Below are 14,077 nucleotides of genomic sequence, written 5' to 3' on the forward strand. Positions count from 1 at the left end.
TTTACCCTCTTGCCGCAAGTGCGGTAACGCGATCGTAAGCTGCACCTGAGCGCAGTACGTTCAGAACTTTTTGTGCGTTGGCTTTGAGATCTTCCTCGCCGTGTAAACGCATCAGCATCGCGACGTTGGCAGCGACGGCGGCCTCGTGGGCGACCTCACCTTTACCTTGTAATAAGCGCGTCAGAATGTCACGGTTTTCTTCAGGCGTGCCGCCCGCCAGCGCTTCCTGATGGTAAGGCGTTAAACCAAAGTCGCTCGCCTCCAGCTGATAGCTCAGGATTTCACCGTCGCGCAGTTCGGCCACCAGCGTTGGCGCATGCAGCGACACTTCATCCATTCCCCCGCTGTGAACCACCGCGGCACGTTGATAACCCAGCACGCGCAGGGTCTCCGCAATCGGCAGAACCAGCTCCGGGCTGTAGACGCCAATCAGCGCCAGCGGCGGATGGGCCGGGTTGATCAGCGGGCCGAGCACGTTAAACAGCGTGCGGGTTTTAAGCTGCTGGCGAACCGGCATCGCATGGCGGAAACCGGTGTGATATTTCGGCGCAAACAGGAAGCAGACGCCCAGGTCGTCCAGGGCTTCACGCGAACGTTCGGCGTTCATCTCGAGATTGATGCCGAATGCGGCCAGCAGGTCTGACGATCCCGACCGGCTGGAGACGCTGCGGTTACCGTGCTTCGCCACTTTCAAACCACAGGCAGCCGCCACGAAGGCGCTGGCGGTGGAGATATTGATGCTGTTGCTGCCGTCACCACCGGTACCGACGATATCCGCAAACATGTAGTCCGGGCGCGGGAACGGGGCGGCATTTTCCAGCAGCGCCGTTGCCGCACCGGCAATTTCCTGCGGGCTTTCACCGCGAACTTTCATGCTCACCAGCGCGGCCGCCAGTTGTTCAGGCTTCAGTTCACCGCGAACCACAGCGGAGAAGAGCTGGTGGCTCTCCTGCTGGCTCAGGGTCTGTGCCTGATACAATTTTTCCAGAACAGGTTGCAGGGTGTTGGTCTGTTCCAGTTTCTGCAGGGCCCAGTCCAGGGTCTGTTCCAGCAGACGCGCGCCGTGAGAGGTGAGGATTGACTCCGGATGGAACTGCATCCCACAGACACGATCGGTATCGTGCCGTACGGCCATCACCATGCCTTCGAACGAGGCGTTAATGGTCAGGCCTGCCGGGATGTTGCTGCCGACCAGCGAGTGGTAGCGCGCCACCGGCAGCGGATTCGGCAGCCCGGCAAACATCGCCTGACCGTCATGTTCAATGCTGGAGGCTTTACCGTGCAGGATTTCACCCGCCTGGCCGACGTATCCGCCATAGGCTTCAACAATCGCCTGATGCCCCAGGCAGATGCCGATAATAGGCAACTTGCCGCGCATACGGGTCAGCAGTTCAGGCATACAGCCCGCTTCACTGGGGGCACCGGGGCCAGGAGAGAGCATCAGCACCGGGTTTTGCATGGTTGCCAGACGCTCAATCAGGGTTTGCGCCGGCACGTGGTTACGATAGATAACGACGTTGTGACCATTCGCACGCAGCTGATCTGCCAGGTTATAGGTAAAGGAGTCGATGTTATCGAGCAGCAGAATGTCAGCCATCAGAAAATCTCCTGTGCATGGTGTGCGGTAGCGATGGCGCGCAATACCGCGCGAGCTTTATTGCGCGTTTCGTCAGCTTCAGACTGCGGAACAGAATCAAGAACCACCCCGGCGCCCGCCTGGACGGTGGCGATGCCGTCTTCAACATAGGCAGAGCGGATAACGATGCAGGTATCAAGGTCACCGTGCGCGGTGAAATAACCCACCGCACCGCCATAGCTGCCACGACGACGCCCTTCGGCGGCGGCGATAAGCTGCATCGCACGGACTTTCGGCGCACCGCTCAGGGTGCCCATATTCATGCAGGCACGATAGGCGTGCAGCACGTCGAGGTCGTTGCGCAGTTCACCCACCACGCGGGAGACCAGGTGCATCACGAAGGAGTAACGGTCGACTTTCGTTAAGTCAGCCACATAGCGGCTGCCGGGAGTACAAATACGGGCCAGATCGTTACGCGCCAGGTCAACCAGCATCAGGTGCTCGGAGAGCTCTTTGTGGTCGGTGCGCATTTCCAGTTCGATACGGCTGTCGAGATCGCGATCCAGAGATCCATCGGCGCGACGCCCGCGCGGACGTGTACCGGCAATCGGGTAGATCTCGATCTGGCGGCTGGTGGCGTCGTATTTCAGGGAGCTTTCCGGTGACGCACCAAACAGGGTGAACTCGTTGTCCTGCATAAAGAACATATACGGGCTTGGGTTGCTCTTTTTCAGCACGTCATAGGCCGCCAGCGGCGAGGGGCAGGGCAGTGAGAAACGACGGGACGGGACGACCTGGAAAATTTCCCCGGCGCGAATCGCCTTTTGCATCTGACGCACCACGGCACCGTACTGATCGTCGGTCTGGTTAACCTCACAGGTCATCTTCTCTACATGCTGAACCGGCAGTGCGGGTGGCGCTTCGGTCATTTGCTGTTGCAGCTGAGCAATGCGCTGCTCAAGACGTGTTTTCTCGGTCACGGATGGCGTGAACAGGCTCGCCTGAATACGGGTGTATTTTTTCTGATGGTCGATCACCAGCAGGGTTTCGGCCAGGTAGAAGCAGTAGTCAGGGCAGCGGTTGCCCTGTTCGGTTTCCGGCAGGTCTTCGAAACCGGCGACCAGATCGTAAGCAAACAGCCCGCCAAAGAACATCGCTTCGCGTTCATCTTCTGGTACCGAGACCAGGTTTTGCAGCAGGCGGAAGGCATCGAAGACTGACAAAGAACAGAGGCGTGCATCTTCGTCCAGCAGTTGGCTGACCGGCGGGAAATGCAGTACCCGCACTTCCGGGTGACGTTCATTCTCGATGCCCGCTGGGAGGGAGGCGTCCAGCAGTGGCAGCAGCGCGGCACCGTTCTCAGAGAGCGCCTTAATCGTGACAGTGTCACCCAGCGCGGTAATGCGCAATGCGCTGTCGACCAGCAGCAGGCTCTTAAGATCGTCTTTACTGTCAATATCTGCGGATTCCAGCAGCAACGTTGCCGGACGCGCACCGCAGACCTGATGAAACAGCGCGGTTGGGTTGTGGCGATAGACCGCCTCGCAGGTCAGCAATTCGAGGTGTGGTTTGGCTGTTTGCATTATGTTGTTCTCATTTATTCTGTTCAAAAAAAAGCCCGCTTAGTCGCGGGCTGGGTATCTGTTTGCATTTTGCAGACGTGTGACACTGCCCGATAATCAGGATGTGCGCCACCAACCGTGCAGAGTGAAATGTGCTGTCATTTTCAGATACCTTTCTCGTGTGAACTTGCGTACTAGTTAACTAGTTCGATGGCAAGTTGTCAACCCTTGATTTCAGAATTTCGCGCCAAGCCGTTATCATAGGGGTTTCGGATGTCTTTAACCTGCTATGGGAAGTGCTTTGAGCGATACCACCTACGCCGTAATTTATGATTTACACAGCCATACTCAGGCCTCTGATGGCCTGCTGACACCCGAATCCCTGGTTCATCGCGCCGTTGAAATGCGTGTCGGCACGCTGGCGATAACCGATCACGATACGACAGATGCTATTCCCGCGGCGCGCGCCGAAATTGCCCGCAGCGGACTGGCGCTGAATCTGGTGCCCGGCGTCGAAATTTCGACAGTCTGGGAAAATCACGAAATTCACATTGTTGGCCTCAATATCGATATTGAACATCCGGCAATGCGTGCGTTTTTGCAAGAACAAAAATCGCGCCGCAACGAACGCGCCGAAATGATTGGTGAGCGACTGGAAAAAGCGCATATTCCCGGAGCGCTGGAAGGTGCACAGAAACTGGCAAACGGTGGGGCGGTGACGCGCGGCCATTTTGCCCGTTTTCTGGTTGAGGCGGGCAAAGCCACGACGATGGCGGACGTGTTTAAAAAATATCTGGCACGCGGGAAAACCGGTTACGTTCCGCCACAGTGGTGTACAATAAAACAAGCTATTGATGTCATTCATCATTCTGGCGGTAAGGCCGTGCTCGCCCATCCGGGGCGGTATAATCTTTCTGCTAAGTGGCTGAAAAGACTGCTGGCACACTTTGCCGAATGTGGCGGTGAGGCGATGGAAGTCGCCCAGTGTCAGCAGGCGCCCAATGAGCGTGCACAGCTCGCGACCTACGCGCGTCAGTTCGGTCTGCTGGGTTCGCAGGGGTCGGATTTCCATCAGCCCTGTGCGTGGATCGAGCTGGGACGCAAGCTCTGGTTGCCCGCAGGCGTTGAGCCTGTCTGGCAGCTCTGGGAACAGCCGCAGAAAATTGAAGAGAGGGAAGTATGAGTCAGTTTTTCTATATTCATCCGGATAACCCGCAGCCACGCTTAATTAATCAGGCCGTGGAGATCGTTCGCAAAGGCGGCGTGATTGTCTACCCGACCGATTCTGGCTACGCGCTGGGCTGTAAAATTGAAGACAAAGGGGCGATGGAGCGCATTTGCCGCATTCGTCAGCTGCCGGACGGCCATAACTTTACCCTGATGTGCCGCGATCTTTCTGAACTGTCGACCTACGCGTATGTCGATAACGTGGCGTTTCGTCTGATCAAAAATAACACACCGGGCAACTACACCTTTATTCTTAAAGGAACCAAGGAAGTGCCGCGCCGACTGTTACAGGAAAAGCGTAAAACCATCGGGATGCGCGTACCGTCCAACCCGATTGCGCAGGCGCTGCTGGAAACCCTCGGCGAGCCGATGCTTTCGACCTCTTTAATGTTGCCTGGCAGCGAGTTCACCGAATCCGATCCCGAAGAGATTAAAGACCGTCTGGAAAAGGTGGTCGAGTTGATTATTCATGGCGGCTACCTTGGTCAGCAGCCAACCACCGTTGTTGACTTAACCGAAGATGCGCCAGAAGTGATTCGTGAAGGCGTGGGTGATGTTAAGCCTTTCTTGTAAGGGTGTAAGCAGATATACTACGCGGCCATCAAAGCAGGGCTGAGCCCTCTTTTGACCTGATTCGACGCCTGTGAAGGCGACACCTGAGGAAGCTCAATGAGCGAGAAGTTACAGAAAGTGCTGGCGCGTGCCGGCCACGGTTCACGCCGTGAAATCGAAGCCATTATTGAAGCGGGTCGCGTGAGTGTGGACGGTAAAATCGCCACGCTGGGTGACCGCGTAGAAATCGTACCGGGATTGAAGATCCGCATCGACGGTCATCTTATCTCCGTGAAAGAGTCCGCTGAGCAGATCTGCCGCGTGCTGGCGTATTACAAGCCAGAAGGCGAGCTGTGCACGCGCAACGACCCTGAAGGTCGCCCGACGGTGTTTGACCGTCTGCCTAAACTGCGCGGCGCTCGCTGGATTGCCGTGGGTCGTCTGGACGTGAATACCTGCGGCCTGCTGCTGTTTACCACTGATGGTGAACTGGCAAACCGTCTGATGCACCCTAGCCGTGAAGTGGAACGCGAATACGCCGTGCGTGTCTTCGGCCAGGTTGATGAGAATAAACTGCGCGATCTGTCACGCGGCGTTCAGCTGGAAGACGGTCCTGCGGCATTTAAAACCATCAAATTTACCGGTGGCGAAGGCATTAACCAGTGGTACAACGTTACCCTGACTGAAGGCCGTAACCGTGAAGTGCGTCGTCTTTGGGAAGCGGTAGGCGTTCAGGTGAGCCGTCTGATCCGTGTCCGTTATGGCGACATCCTGCTGCCAAAAGGTCTGCCACGGGGTGGTTATACCGAGCTGGATCTGACACAGACTAACTACCTGCGTGAACTGGTTGGCCTGACGCCAGAAACCACCTCTAAAGTGGCGGTGGAAAAAGATCGTCGTCGTATGAAGGCGAATCAGATCCGTCGTGCGGTGAAACGCCATAGCCAGGTGAGCAGCAACCGCCGCTCTGGCAGCCGTAACAACAACGGTTAACATAAAAGCCCGGTGAAGATCACCGGGCTTTTTTCTTAGTAATCAATACCGATTTGCGCTTTGATTCCCGCGTCAAATGCGTGTTTGACCGGACGCAGTTCGCTGACGGTATCCGCAAGCTCCAGTATTTCCCGATGACAGCCACGCCCCGTGACGATAACCGTCTGGTGCGCCGGGCGTTGTTGTAACGCCTCCAGTACCGCATCCAGCGGGAGATAGTCGTAGGCCACCATATAGGTTATCTCATCCAGCAGAACCATATTCAGGGCGGGGTCTGCCAGCATTCTTTTGGCGTGCTCCCAGACTGCAAGACAAGCTGCAGTATCGGTTTCCCGGTTCTGCGTATCCCATGTAAAACCTGTCGCCATCACCTGAAATTCAACGCCATGCGGTTCAAGCAGATTACGTTCGCCGTTGGGCCATTCGCCTTTGATGAATTGAATGACGCCCACTTTCTGCCCGTGACCGACAGCACGCGTGGCGGTGCCAAATGCCGCGGTAGTTTTACCTTTGCCGTTACCGGTAAAGACGATAATAATCCCGCGCTCGTCCTGTGCGGCCGCAACGCGCGCATCGACCTGTTCCTTCAGACGCTGCTGGCGTTGTTGATGACGTTCTTCACTCATTGCGAAATCCCTGGTTTACGGCCCGGCTGGGCATCGAAGGTCATCCCCGTTTTACGACGACTGTCGTCGCCCATCAGCCAGAGATAGAGCGGCATAATGTCTGCGGGTGTTTTCAGTTTCTGCGGGTCTTCCGACGGGAAGGCGCTGGCGCGCATTTTGGTGCGCGTTCCACCCGGGTTAATGCAATTTACGCGCAGATGGCGGCTTTGATACTCCTCCGCCAGCACCTGCATCATCCCTTCAGTCGCGAATTTCGAGACGGCATATGCCCCCCAGTTGGCTCGACCTTCGCGGCCTACGCTTGAGGAGGTAAAGACCAGCGAGCCGGACTCAGATTTAAGTAATAAAGGAAGCAATGCCTGCGTCAGGAAAAACGTGCCGTTGACGTTGACCTGCATCACCTGCTGCCAGATATCGGGATCCTGTTCATCCATAGGACGGACTTCTCCCAGCAAACCCGCATTGTGCAGGACACCGTCCAGCCGCGGGTAGTGGGCGCTAATACGGTGAGCAAGCTCCTGGCACACTGCTGGCGTGCAGGTGAGTAAATCGAGGGTATACCACGGGGCCGGAATGCCGCCTGCCGCTTCTATTTCCTGCGCGACGCTTTTCAGTTTCTCTTCGTTACGACCAATAAGAATAACGCTCGCGCCATAGTCAGCGTAGGTCAGGGCCGCCTCGCGACCAATTCCGTCACTGGCACCGGTGACCAGAATGATGCGATTTTGCAGCAGATTTTTTTGCGGTTGATAATGCACGGGGACTCCTCTGGCGCGCAGTGACGCAATGACGCCTTCTTTATGACTTTTCGGCTTTATGCCCGAATTAGCATGAGAATTCAATCAGTCTACAGGAGGCATTACTGTAAAATTAACAATTTGCAAATATTTAAACCCCCATGAGGGGATTCCTGAAGCAGGCTCGCAGAGGTAATGTCACGAGCGAGACGCATGGGCAGGGCTGTTGTACACTGCCGTGAAAGAATCGTGGTTAAACAAGGTGGAACGCGTGGAATTACTTTCTCAGTATGGGTTGTTTTTGGCCAAAATCGCAACGGTGGTGATTGCCATTGCGGTGATTGCCGTTCTGATTGTAAACCTGACGCAGCGTAAGCGTCAGCGTGGGGAGTTACGCATTACCCGCCTGAGTGAGCAGTATAAAGAGATGCAGGAAGATATGTCTCTGTCGCTGCTCGATAGCCATCAACAGAAGCAGTGGCTTAAAGCGCAGAAGAAAAAGCATAAACAGGAAGCCAAAGCGGCAAAAGCGAAAGCAAAGCTCAATGCACCGCAGGATGAGGCAAAGCCACGCGTCTATGTGCTCGACTTTAAAGGCAGCATGGATGCGCATGAAGTTTCTTCTCTGCGCGAAGAGGTCACTGCCGTTCTTGCCGTGGCAAAACCGCAGGATCAGGTGGTGGTGCGTCTTGAAAGCCCGGGCGGTGTGGTACACGGTTATGGACTGGCTGCGTCACAGCTGCAGCGCCTGCGTGAAAAACAGATCCCGCTGACCGTTGCGGTGGATAAAGTCGCAGCGAGCGGTGGCTACATGATGGCCTGCGTCGCGGATAAAATTGTGGCGGCACCGTTTTCTATTATTGGTTCAATCGGTGTGGTTGCGCAAATCCCTAACTTTAACCGCTTCCTCAAAAACAAAGAGATCGACATTGAACTGCACACGGCCGGGCAGTACAAACGCACTCTGACGCTGCTGGGGGAAAACACGGAAGAGGGGCGTCAGAAATTCCGTGAAGATCTCAATGAAACGCACCACCTCTTTAAAGACTTTGTGCACCGCATGCGCCCATCGCTCGATATTGAGCAGGTCGCGACGGGGGAGCACTGGTACGGGATCCAGGCCCAGGAGAAAGGACTGGTAGATGAAGTGGGCACCAGCGATGACCTGCTGCTGAACCTGATGGATGGCCGTGAGCTGGTGGGCGTGCGCTTTACGCAGCGCAAGCGTCTGCTCGATCGCTTTACCAACAGTGCGGCAGAAAGTGCCGATCGGCTGTTGCTCCGCTGGCTACAGCGCGGACAAAAACCGTTGCTGTAAACAAAAACGCGAGGCTCAGGCCTCGCGTTTTGCATTAATCAACCAGGTGATATTTCTCTGAAAGCGTATGCGCCAGGTATTTAAACATGTTAAACACGGCGGTGCTTTTCGGGGTAGGTAGCCCCTGTTCGTCAAGGAAGTATTCGCCGCTGAAAACCAGCACGCCATTACGCTGTTCTACGCCGGTGGCTTCAATGCCCGCCAGAGTATCTTCATGATCACGGATAAGCTTGTTTGCTTCGATAAGCAGAGAGACTCGGTCAATTGGTTGGGTCGTATTGTGCATAATCCACTCCTTAAACAGTGACAATAGTCTACGCCGAGGGCGCTTTGGGGGCAAATTTTCCCTGTAATCTGAGGGGATAAGGCGCAGGAGCCTGGCTGGCGTGATTTGCTTTTGCATGCTAATAAAGTTGCGTAACGGATTTTATCAGGTAGAGTGTGCGCTTTCGTCATTCTGGCAACAGAATTGCTTGACATTCGACCGGTAATTCGTCACGAATCATATGAGGCGTGAGAAAAATACCCGAAAACTCAATCACCTGGGCGTCATTTCTCTGACGTTCGGTAAGACAAAGGGGTTGATATCCCCTGACGCAGTCGCAATATCAATGACGCGTCGTCAGTGGAAGGGAAATCAACGTGCGGCGTATTCCTGGAAGAATTAAATTAGGTAAAGGTGAATATGGGTAAAGCTCTCGTCATCGTTGAGTCCCCGGCAAAAGCCAAAACGATCAATAAGTATCTGGGTAATGACTACGTGGTTAAGTCCAGCGTGGGTCATATCCGCGATTTGCCGACCAGTGGCTCAGCCAGCAAAAAGAGCGCAGACTCTACCTCCACCAAAGGGGCTAAAAAGCCTAAAAAGGATGAACGTAGCGCGCTTGTCAACCGCATGGGTGTTAACCCATGGCACAACTGGGATGCACAATACGAAGTGCTGCCCGGGAAAGAAAAAGTTGTTAATGAGCTGAAACAGCTTGCTGAAAAAGCAGACCACATCTATCTCGCAACCGACCTTGACCGCGAAGGGGAAGCCATTGCGTGGCACCTGCGGGAAGTGATCGGTGGTGATGACAAACGCTACAGCCGTGTAGTGTTTAACGAAATTACGAAGAATGCGATTCGCCAGGCGTTTGAAAAGCCGGGCGAACTGAACATTGACCGTGTAAACGCGCAGCAGGCACGTCGCTTTATGGACCGTGTTGTGGGCTACATGGTGTCTCCACTGCTGTGGAAAAAGATTGCCCGTGGTCTGTCCGCAGGCCGTGTGCAATCCGTTGCCGTGCGTCTTGTCGTTGAACGTGAACGCGAAATTAAAGCGTTTGTGCCAGAAGAGTTCTGGGAAGTCGACGCGAATGTCACCACGCCGGGCGGGGATGCTCTGCCGCTGCAGGTGAGCCATCAGAACGACAAGCCTTTCCGTCCTGAAAACCGTGACCAGACCATGGCCGCGGTGGCGTTGCTGGAAAAAGCACGCTATCAGGTTCTGGAGCGTGAAGACAAACCGACCAGCAGTAAGCCTGGCGCACCGTTTATTACCTCTACGCTGCAACAGGCCGCAAGCACGCGTCTGGGTTATGGCGTGAAGAAAACCATGATGATGGCCCAGCGCTTGTATGAAGCGGGTTACATCACCTACATGCGTACCGATTCGACTAACCTGAGTCAGGATGCGGTTAACATGGTGCGCGGCTATATCGGTGACAATTTCGGTAAGAAATACCTGCCGGAAAGCGCTAACCAGTACGCCAGCAAAGAGAACTCACAGGAAGCGCACGAAGCCATTCGTCCTTCTGACGTCTCTGTGTTAGCGGAATCGCTGAAGGATATGGAAGCCGACGCCCAGAAGCTGTACCAGCTTATCTGGCGCCAGTTCGTCGCGTGTCAAATGACACCCGCGCAGTACGATTCCACTACGCTTACCGTTGGTGCGGGTGATTTCCGTCTGAAAGCGCGTGGCCGTATCCTGCGTTTCGACGGCTGGACGAAAGTCATGCCTGCACTGCGTAAAGGCGACGAAGACCGAACGCTGCCGGCGGTGAACAAAGGGGATGAACTCTCTCTGGTTGACCTCGTGCCAGCTCAGCACTTTACCAAGCCGCCTGCGCGCTTTAGCGAAGCATCGCTGGTAAAAGAGCTGGAAAAACGCGGTATTGGTCGTCCGTCAACCTATGCGTCAATCATTTCGACCATTCAGGATCGTGGCTATGTGCGTGTTGAAAATCGCCGTTTCTACGCTGAAAAAATGGGTGAGATCGTAACCGACCGTCTGGAAGCTAACTTCCGCGAGTTGATGAACTACGACTTTACCGCACAGATGGAAGACAGCCTTGACCAGGTTGCCAGCCATCAGGCGGAATGGAAGAAAGTGCTCGACAGCTTCTTCAGCGACTTTACCAACCAGCTTGAAAAAGCGGAGAAAGATCCTGAAGAGGGCGGCATGCTGCCTAACCAGATGGTACTGACCAGCATCGATTGCCCAACCTGTGGCCGTAAGATGGGGATCCGTACTGCGACAACAGGCGTCTTCCTCGGTTGCTCCGGCTATGCGTTATCGCCGAAAGAGCGCTGCAAAACCACCATCAACCTGGTACCTGAGAACGAAGTTCTTAACGTGCTGGAGGGTGACGATGCAGAAACCAATGCCCTGCGTGCCAAACGTCGTTGTAAGAAATGTGGCACGGCGATGGACAGCTACCTGATCGATCCGAAACGCAAATTGCACGTTTGCGGGAATAACCCAACGTGTGATGGTTATGAGATCGAAGAGGGTGAGTTCCGCATCAAAGGCTATGACGGCCCTATCGTTGAGTGTGAGAAGTGTGGCTCGGAAATGCACCTGAAAATGGGGCGTTTCGGGAAATACATGGCGTGCACCAACGACGAGTGTAAGAACACCCGTAAGATTCTGCGTAACGGTGAAGTCGCGCCGCCGAAGGAAGATCCGGTTCCGCTGCCAGAATTGCCGTGTGAGAAGTCTGACGCCTATTTCGTGCTGCGTGACGGTGCTGCCGGGGTCTTCCTCGCGGCCAACACCTTCCCGAAATCGCGTGAAACCCGCGCGCCGCTGGTGGAAGAGCTGCATCGCTTCCGCGACCGTCTGCCTGAGAAATTGCGTTATCTGGCCGATGCGCCACAGCAGGATCCTGAAGGGAATAAAACGGTGGTACGTTTTAGCCGTAAAACAAAACAGCAGTACGTTGCGGCTGAGAAAGAGGGGAAAGCGACCGGCTGGTCCGCCTTCTTTGTCGACGGAAAATGGGTTGAAGGCAAGAAATAATCTTCCCTTACCGTAACTTACCTGTAAAAGGGCCGGACTTCCGGCCCTTTTTTATTACCTTGTTATTATTTTTTGTTCCGTACTATACAGTCAGGCTATAAATGATATAGTGGTTATAGTTAACCCTTTTCTTATTATCAAATCGTCTTAAGCGATTGACCGCGTGCGCTAAATCGGATGGTCTGGCATGAAATTACAGCAGCTTCGTTATATCGTTGAGGTGGTGAATCACAACCTTAACGTCTCTTCTACCGCTGAGGGGTTATATACCTCGCAACCGGGCATCAGCAAACAGGTTCGTATGCTGGAGGACGAATTAGGTATCCAGATTTTCGCTCGCAGCGGTAAGCACCTCACGCAGGTGACACCCGCCGGGCAGGAAATCATTCGTATTGCCCGGGAAGTCCTCTCCAAAGTTGACGCTATTAAGTCCGTGGCGGGTGAACATACCTGGCCGGATAAAGGCTCGCTTTATATTGCCACAACGCATACTCAGGCGCGTTATGCGCTGCCAGGCGTTATTAAGGGCTTTATAGAACGTTATCCGCGCGTCTCTTTGCATATGCATCAGGGCTCGCCCACGCAAATCGCTGAAGCGGTTTCAAAGGGCAACGCGGACTTTGCCATCGCGACAGAAGCGCTTCACCTGTATGACGATCTGGTTATGCTACCGTGCTACCACTGGAACCGTTCTATTGTAGTGACCCCGGATCATCCGCTGGCGGGGAAAGGGTCGGTGACTATTGAAGAGCTGGCGCAATATCCTTTAGTGACATACACCTTCGGCTTCACCGGACGCTCTGAGCTTGATACGGCCTTTAACCGGGCGGGATTAACGCCGCGCATTGTCTTTACCGCCACGGATGCTGATGTCATTAAAACCTATGTGCGGCTTGGCCTGGGCGTTGGGGTGATTGCCAGCATGGCCGTCGACCCGGTTTCAGACCCGGATTTGGTTCGTCTTGATGCGCACGATATTTTCAGCCACAGTACGACCAAAATTGGTTTCCGTCGCAGCACCTTCCTGCGCAGCTATATGTATGATTTTATTCAACGCTTTGCCCCGCATTTAACGCGTGACGTGGTCGATACGGCGGTTGCATTACGCTCAAATGAAGATATTGAAGAGATGTTTAAAGACATCAAACTTCCGGCAAAATAATCACTCCCGGTATCTTTCCCTCACGGAAAGATACCGAATTAACTCCTCAAAGCTAAATCATAATTATCATCATCTACATTTTCCCTGCCATATAATGTCATTACCCATTTAATCTGTATGGTTTTAATGTCGTGAATTGGCGACAAAAGTAGAAAGTAATTTACGGCTACGCAAATATTTCTTTTCAATTATTTATTTCTGGTCAAAAGATTGAATATTTCCCACCAATTGATGCGTAAATTCACTGGCTTTTCGGCTAAAGTTTCTTTAGGATTTATCTCAACAGATGATTAATTGTACCAATTGTTTGGTCCTAAATGATAAGCGATATCGATTGTATGAGGTTAGCAATGCCTTCAGGAAGTGAAGAACCGCAAAGGGATCCTGCGCTCAAGCGTAAAGCCTGGCTGGCGGTCTTTCTCGTCTCCGCCCTGTTTTGGGTAGTGGTTGCTCTCCTTGCCTGGAAATATTGGGGTTGAATATGGCAGTGACGGTACGTACAGAAACGGTAAAACAGATGTGTCAGCATCGTGACAGTGGTCACAAAGGACGCAAAGCACCTGCGACCGTTGTCCCCGCGTCCTGGAAACTGACGCCACAGCAGCAAGCCTTTATTGATGTGTTCGCAGAAGACGAACCCAAAAAACAATAATTTAGTTAATTGCGTAATGATGCAAATAGTCTGAATAAAGACTCTGCACCTTTGTACTCTTTAATAAATACACATCAGCAATATAGAACTGAGGGCAAACCTCGGAGCCTTTTTAAAAATAATGCCTGGTGTACCCTATGATGAATAACATGATGTCTCACAAATACTGGTCATGGCTCGGCGTTTTTTCTGTGTCGATCCTGTTCTGGTCTCAGCTCATCTGGCTGGCCTTCCTGTAAATCCAAAACCTCGCTGCGGCGGGGTTTTTTGTTTTCGCACTTCACTGGACCATTCCTAAATTTATCAATTCGGGTTGTTATCAAAACGTTACGACATCTTTGTGTTATCTTTAATTACAGCCCTGATGATTGTCAGGACATCTCTGTAAT

General features: G+C 53.6%; 15 protein-coding genes and 1 other annotated feature. Of the genes, 9 read left to right on the plus strand and 6 right to left on the minus strand.

What is annotated here, in order from left to right:
* Window position 1: 1 nt before the first annotated feature.
* The 3 genes from trpD to trpL form a co-directional block, all read right to left on the minus strand.
* The gene (gene trpD, locus L466_RS10905; RefSeq protein WP_014170382.1) at window positions 2–1,597 is read right to left on the minus strand and encodes a bifunctional anthranilate synthase glutamate amidotransferase component TrpG/anthranilate phosphoribosyltransferase TrpD; all 1,596 of its coding nucleotides are present in this window, start codon (window positions 1,595–1,597) and stop codon (window positions 2–4) included.
* Window positions 1,597–3,159: an anthranilate synthase component 1 gene (locus tag L466_RS10900; protein WP_025203978.1), complete on the minus strand. Its 1,563-nt coding sequence runs from the start codon at window positions 3,157–3,159 to the stop codon at window positions 1,597–1,599. Before L466_RS10900 ends, trpD begins: the two co-directional genes overlap by 1 nt.
* Window positions 3,160–3,184: 25 nt before the next feature.
* Window positions 3,185–3,279 (minus strand) — a sequence feature (Trp leader region).
* Window positions 3,256–3,300 carry a trp operon leader peptide gene (trpL, locus tag L466_RS24135; RefSeq protein ID WP_106993556.1) on the minus strand — a complete coding sequence of 15 codons (45 nt, stop codon included), beginning with the start codon at window positions 3,298–3,300 and terminating at the stop codon, window positions 3,256–3,258. Its footprint overlaps the feature before it by 24 nt.
* A gap of 127 nt (window positions 3,301–3,427) precedes the next feature.
* Between trpL and rnm the strand changes: the two genes are divergently transcribed.
* The 3 genes from rnm to rluB all read left to right on the plus strand — a co-directional run bounded on the left by rnm (window position 3,428) and on the right by rluB (window position 5,910).
* Window positions 3,428–4,321, plus strand: a complete 894-nt coding sequence (gene rnm, locus L466_RS10895) for an RNase RNM (protein WP_139108110.1) — start codon at window positions 3,428–3,430, stop codon at window positions 4,319–4,321.
* Window positions 4,318–4,938 carry an L-threonylcarbamoyladenylate synthase gene (locus L466_RS10890; RefSeq protein WP_003856793.1) on the plus strand — a complete coding sequence of 207 codons (621 nt, stop codon included), beginning with the start codon at window positions 4,318–4,320 and terminating at the stop codon, window positions 4,936–4,938. Before rnm ends, L466_RS10890 begins: the two co-directional genes overlap by 4 nt.
* Window positions 4,939–5,034: 96 nt before the next feature.
* Window positions 5,035–5,910 (plus strand): 23S rRNA pseudouridine(2605) synthase RluB, encoded by an 876-nt coding sequence (gene rluB, locus L466_RS10885; protein WP_008502809.1) that lies wholly within the window; start codon window positions 5,035–5,037, stop codon window positions 5,908–5,910.
* 35 nt (window positions 5,911–5,945) lie between these two features.
* On the opposite strand, the gene cobO is transcribed toward rluB, so the two are convergent.
* Entirely contained in the window at window positions 5,946–6,536 is a 591-nt protein-coding gene (cobO, locus tag L466_RS10880; RefSeq protein ID WP_020882435.1) for a cob(I)yrinic acid a,c-diamide adenosyltransferase, read from the minus strand.
* The gene (locus L466_RS10875) at window positions 6,533–7,294 is read right to left on the minus strand and encodes a YciK family oxidoreductase (protein ID WP_020882436.1); all 762 of its coding nucleotides are present in this window, start codon (window positions 7,292–7,294) and stop codon (window positions 6,533–6,535) included. The genes cobO and L466_RS10875 overlap by 4 nt, the downstream gene beginning before the upstream one ends.
* Window positions 7,295–7,544: 250 nt before the next feature.
* Between L466_RS10875 and sohB the strand changes: the two genes are divergently transcribed.
* Entirely contained in the window at window positions 7,545–8,591 is a 1,047-nt protein-coding gene (gene sohB / locus L466_RS10870) for a protease SohB (protein WP_020882437.1), read from the plus strand.
* Window positions 8,592–8,625: 34 nt separating this feature from the next.
* On the opposite strand, the gene L466_RS10865 is transcribed toward sohB, so the two are convergent.
* On the minus strand, window positions 8,626–8,877 hold the full coding sequence (locus tag L466_RS10865) for a YciN family protein (protein WP_020882438.1): 252 nt from the start codon (window positions 8,875–8,877) through the stop codon (window positions 8,626–8,628).
* A gap of 399 nt (window positions 8,878–9,276) precedes the next feature.
* Between L466_RS10865 and topA the strand changes: the two genes are divergently transcribed.
* The 5 genes from topA (at window position 9,277) to ymiC (ending at window position 13,927) form a co-directional block, all read left to right on the plus strand.
* On the plus strand, window positions 9,277–11,874 hold the full coding sequence (gene topA, locus L466_RS10860) for a type I DNA topoisomerase (protein WP_020882439.1): 2,598 nt from the start codon (window positions 9,277–9,279) through the stop codon (window positions 11,872–11,874).
* Window positions 11,875–12,061: 187 nt separating this feature from the next.
* Entirely contained in the window at window positions 12,062–13,036 is a 975-nt protein-coding gene (gene cysB, locus L466_RS10855; protein ID WP_006175683.1) for an HTH-type transcriptional regulator CysB, read from the plus strand.
* Between the two features lie 338 nt (window positions 13,037–13,374).
* Window positions 13,375–13,515: a YmiA family putative membrane protein gene (locus L466_RS10850; protein ID WP_214579162.1), complete on the plus strand. Its 141-nt coding sequence runs from the start codon at window positions 13,375–13,377 to the stop codon at window positions 13,513–13,515.
* Window positions 13,516–13,517: 2 nt separating this feature from the next.
* Window positions 13,518–13,688 (plus strand): hypothetical protein, encoded by a 171-nt coding sequence (locus L466_RS23820; protein WP_032669764.1) that lies wholly within the window; start codon window positions 13,518–13,520, stop codon window positions 13,686–13,688.
* 140 nt (window positions 13,689–13,828) lie between these two features.
* Complete coding sequence (ymiC, locus tag L466_RS23995) at window positions 13,829–13,927, plus strand: small membrane protein YmiC (RefSeq protein ID WP_032669830.1); 99 nt, start codon at window positions 13,829–13,831, stop codon at window positions 13,925–13,927.
* The last annotated feature ends 150 nt before the right edge of the window (window positions 13,928–14,077 follow it).

The sequence above is a fragment of the Enterobacter sp. BIDMC 30 genome (assembly GCF_000534355.1).
GTDB classification, from domain to species: Bacteria; Pseudomonadota; Gammaproteobacteria; order Enterobacterales; family Enterobacteriaceae; genus Enterobacter; species Enterobacter ludwigii.

What these genes read in the sequence shown, in the direction of transcription:
- cobO (WP_020882435.1), bottom strand. Translation starts at nt 6,536, where the DNA reads ATGAGTGAAGAACGTCATCAACAACGCCAGCAGCGTCTGAAGGAACAG.
- L466_RS10850 (WP_214579162.1), top strand. Translation starts at nt 13,375, where the DNA reads ATGAGGTTAGCAATGCCTTCAGGAAGTGAAGAACCGCAAAGGGATCCT.
- trpD (WP_014170382.1), bottom strand. Translation starts at nt 1,597, where the DNA reads ATGGCTGACATTCTGCTGCTCGATAACATCGACTCCTTTACCTATAAC.
- ymiC (WP_032669830.1), top strand. Translation starts at nt 13,829, where the DNA reads ATGAATAACATGATGTCTCACAAATACTGGTCATGGCTCGGCGTTTTT.
- L466_RS10890 (WP_003856793.1), top strand. Translation starts at nt 4,318, where the DNA reads ATGAGTCAGTTTTTCTATATTCATCCGGATAACCCGCAGCCACGCTTA.
- L466_RS23820 (WP_032669764.1), top strand. Translation starts at nt 13,518, where the DNA reads ATGGCAGTGACGGTACGTACAGAAACGGTAAAACAGATGTGTCAGCAT.
- topA (WP_020882439.1), top strand. Translation starts at nt 9,277, where the DNA reads ATGGGTAAAGCTCTCGTCATCGTTGAGTCCCCGGCAAAAGCCAAAACG.
- rluB (WP_008502809.1), top strand. Translation starts at nt 5,035, where the DNA reads ATGAGCGAGAAGTTACAGAAAGTGCTGGCGCGTGCCGGCCACGGTTCA.
- L466_RS10900 (WP_025203978.1), bottom strand. Translation starts at nt 3,159, where the DNA reads ATGCAAACAGCCAAACCACACCTCGAATTGCTGACCTGCGAGGCGGTC.
- cysB (WP_006175683.1), top strand. Translation starts at nt 12,062, where the DNA reads ATGAAATTACAGCAGCTTCGTTATATCGTTGAGGTGGTGAATCACAAC.
- L466_RS10865 (WP_020882438.1), bottom strand. Translation starts at nt 8,877, where the DNA reads ATGCACAATACGACCCAACCAATTGACCGAGTCTCTCTGCTTATCGAA.
- rnm (WP_139108110.1), top strand. Translation starts at nt 3,428, where the DNA reads ATGGGAAGTGCTTTGAGCGATACCACCTACGCCGTAATTTATGATTTA.